Annotated in this window: 2 protein-coding genes and 2 pseudogenes; all 4 read left to right on the forward strand. The window is 35.9% G+C overall.

Annotation, left to right across the window (positions count from 1 at the left end):
* Positions 1-564: pseudogene (locus B3J29_RS01900) on the forward strand (IS3 family transposase); the annotation flags it as partial.
* Positions 565-1,173: 609 nt separating this feature from the next.
* The gene (locus tag B3J29_RS01905) at positions 1,174-1,884 is read left to right on the forward strand and encodes a hypothetical protein (RefSeq protein WP_001052588.1); all 711 of its coding nucleotides are present in this window, start codon (positions 1,174-1,176) and stop codon (positions 1,882-1,884) included.
* Positions 1,885-1,896: 12 nt separating this feature from the next.
* A complete protein-coding gene (locus B3J29_RS01910) occupies positions 1,897-3,003 on the forward strand; it encodes an ImmA/IrrE family metallo-endopeptidase (RefSeq protein ID WP_002046586.1) in 1,107 nt (368 codons plus the stop codon).
* 214 nt (positions 3,004-3,217) lie between these two features.
* Positions 3,218-3,641 (forward strand): annotated as a pseudogene (locus B3J29_RS01915) (IS3 family transposase); the annotation flags it as partial.

Below are 3,641 nucleotides of genomic sequence, written 5' to 3' on the forward strand. Positions count from 1 at the left end.
CTATTACCGGACTCTAGATCTCTGCGAAAATCCAGAACATCGAGCAAAGCGAGATTTACATGACTTGCATCATGCTGAGGAGATTAAACGAATTTGGAAGGAAAGTTCAGGTCGGTATGGTGTACGTAAAGTCTGGCAAAAACTGAAACGTGAAGGCTATATTATTGCACGCTGTACTGTTGCTCGATTAATGAAAAAGCTAGGTATACAAGGTATTTGGCGAGGTAAGAACAAACAAACCACCCGTAGTCGAGATGACCAAAAACGAGCACCTGACTTGGTGAAACGGAATTTTAGAGCTGATCAGCCTAATCACTTGTGGGTTGCTGACTTTACCTATATTCAAACAAATTCAGGCTGGGTCTATACCGCCTTTATTATTGATGTGTTCTCACGAGCAATTGTTGGATGGAAAGTATCTACACGGATGAATACAGATATGGTACTCGATGCACTTGAGCAAGCATTGCACGATCGAGNNACAGTGCACTGGGTTATGTATCGCCTTTTGAGTTTGAAGCAATGTACTATGATAAGATTAACCCGTTAGGTCAGGTGGCCTAACTTAAATAAAAAAGTCTCCGACAAACCCGGTACGGTTCAAAGGTAAATTCAACATTTCTTTCCATATCATTTCTTTGTGTCTCTGGATGAACAAAAGAAACATAGCTTATTTCAAAGAATCGGGCTAGGGTTTTTATGCCAATGATTTTGTTCTCTTCATTAGCAATTAAAACATCTAATTCCAGATCAAACTCTTCTAATTATTTAATTAAATCTTTAACTTTCATTTTACTATCAACCTCTATGAATTATTTAAAAAATTAGCACAATGAAACTTGTGAAAAAAATGGATTTGAACAAAATTTTTTAGCAAAAAAAGCATAGCAACCAGAAAAATCTTTCCAGCAATCAACAAAAATATCCCCGTGTGCTTCCAGTTTACAACATTTTGACTACCACACTGCCCACAGTAGTAATAATAGCCTTTGATACGGCCACCGCATTCAGGACAATTTTTATGATTAATGAATAAGTTACTCAACGTCTCTTCTCCAAAATTCTTATTATCATGTTGTAAGTGAAGATAGCACACATTTATAAAAATGTCTTTTTTAAAACATCAAAAGATGTTATAAAAAAGACATTCGCTACTTTAGGATAACTTTTAAGATGAATTTAAATCTCCTTGATGAAGAATCAATCCAACCTTCTGAACCCACGCCATGTGATTTTTTCAAAGGTGAAAATGCTATCAAAAAAGCTAAACAGTTAGGATTACCTGATCTCGAGTTAGTCAGAAACGCAATTATGATCGGTGATGCTGACTATAGAACAAATACTCACTATAACCGTGCACGCTTTATTGCACGATGGGGAAAAATTGGAGAACAGATTGCTTTACTGCTTCGACAATCTGATCCTGCTTGGATATTCCACAATGACAGCCAGCCAAGAATTGAGAATACAGTAAAGAAAATACAAATTATCTTTATGAGCGGGAATATTGCATTGGGGTTAGCTGATCAAGTTGTATCAGCACACTGTGAAAAAGGATTAATGACATTAAATAATATTAAGGAGAATCAGTCTGCTTATGATGATGAGACAAAATTGAGAACATGGATTTTATACTTTCCTTCAGCATCACATCCAGCCTATAAAGACATTGATATCCCAAATATTCCTTTTGAATTTGCATACCCAACTAGCTTCGTACAGGACTTAAAAGCGAAAAAAATTTCAATTTTACCAAGTGACCATACTTGCAGAATTGCATTTGAAATAGATAATACAGTTCCTGTAAAAACTGATCCTAAGCCAGTATTGGAACCATCTAATGAAATTAAACCAGATGATTTTGATATTCAGCTTGTAGTTTAATCTGAGGTTAATGTGTTTAATAAAGATCGTTTACGTATTGCTAAAGAATTACGAGGACTTAGCAATACCGATTTCGCAGAAAAATTGAGTTGCTCTATCTCTAAGGTAAAGCAACTTTTAGACGTGGATAAAGAAATCAATGAAAATGATCAAGATGATATATGCCGTGTATTAAATTTACCCAAGTCATTCTTTGCAGGTAATGACACACAACCACATGAAACAGACCAAATCTTCTATAGATCGGTTGCTCGTATTAAAGCACAGCATAGAAAAGCTAATGAGGCATATACTCTTTTAGCAATAAATATTAACAAGTACTTAAATCAGAAAGTAAAGTTACCTACTTTTCACCGTCCTGATTTAGATATTACTGAGTTTTTGGGTGAATCTAAGTATGCCGATCACCTAGCGTCAGAGTTGAGAGGTTTATGGGCTTTAGGTAATCAACCTATTAATAACATTGTTTCGTTGTGTGAGCTAAAGGGAATCCGTGTCTTTAGATTACCGACTGAAATTCGAGAAATTGATGCACTATCTTTTTTTGATGATGAAAGTGGTAGCCCTTTCATATTTCTAAATACATTTAAGTCTGCCGAAAGAGCCCGCTTCGATTGTGCACACGAACTTGGTCATATCGTTATGCATACGCATAACAAAAAAATTCGTGTCGAGAAAGATAATCGTGTTCTCGAAACTGAAGCGGATCAATTTTCATCTGAATTTTTAATGCCAACAGATGCATTTCTTTCTACTGCTCCACGCTATTTTTCACTAGAAAATATGATTGAGTATAAAAAGATTTGGCGAACATCCCTGAAGGCTATTAACTATAAAGCTCACAAGCTGGGATTAGTTAGTGATTGGGTTAATCGTAGTAACTCTATAAAGATCAATTCGTTGGGCTACAACATTAATGAACCTGAAGAAACTCATCGAGATGAGAGTTTGATGTTGCCCAAAATTATCTCTGTTTTAGCCTCACAACCATCTTTTGATAAAAATAAAATGCTTGATGAAATTGGAATCTCTGAAGAAGATTTTAATCAATTAACATTTGATGCTTTAGTTAAAGTTGAGCCCCCGAAGAAAAAACATAAGTTATATATTGTCGAGTAATACAAACCTTCCTTAAAAATAATGCGCCTTACGGCGCACTATTTATGCAAAATCCTGATTAATTTTTTTATGACTTCACGCCCAACGTAGTTTTGCATCCCATAAGTCATACTTTAACTGAAAATGTGATGTGGTTCTAGGATTTTAGACCACGTCTATAAGTGATAATCTACTCCCCAATAAGCATGGGAAATGCTTGTTTTTGGAGTCAACCATGACACGAAGAAAACGTCGTAATCATTCAGCAGAGTTTAAAGTTAAAGTTGCTCTCGCAGCAATTAAAGGCGACCACACACTCGCTGAACTTTCTACTCAATTCGATTTACATCAAAACCAAATCATCGATTGGAAAAATCAACTGCTTGAGCAATCAGTCAATATTTTTTCACGACCAACAGCACAACAAGAACCAGAGATTGACCTCAAAGCTCTACATGCCAAGATAGGACATCAGGCATTGCAAATTGATTTTTTAGAAGGTGCGCTCAGAAAAATAGGGCAGCTGAGCGGCAAAAAATGATCGATAAGACCCATCAACTTTCGGTACGACAACAATCGCAATTGATTCAAATCAATCGCAGTACGTTGTATTACAAGCCCAAAGAGATTTCATCAACTGATTTGAGTTTGATGCGTCT

It is taken from the genome of Acinetobacter sp. UBA5984 (genome assembly GCF_002429925.1).
GTDB lineage: Bacteria > Pseudomonadota > Gammaproteobacteria > Pseudomonadales > Moraxellaceae > Acinetobacter > Acinetobacter variabilis.

Coding starts and splice junctions, on each gene's coding strand:
- B3J29_RS01905 (WP_001052588.1), top strand. CDS start 1,174: ATGAATTTAAATCTCCTTGATGAAGAATCAATCCAACCTTCTGAACCC.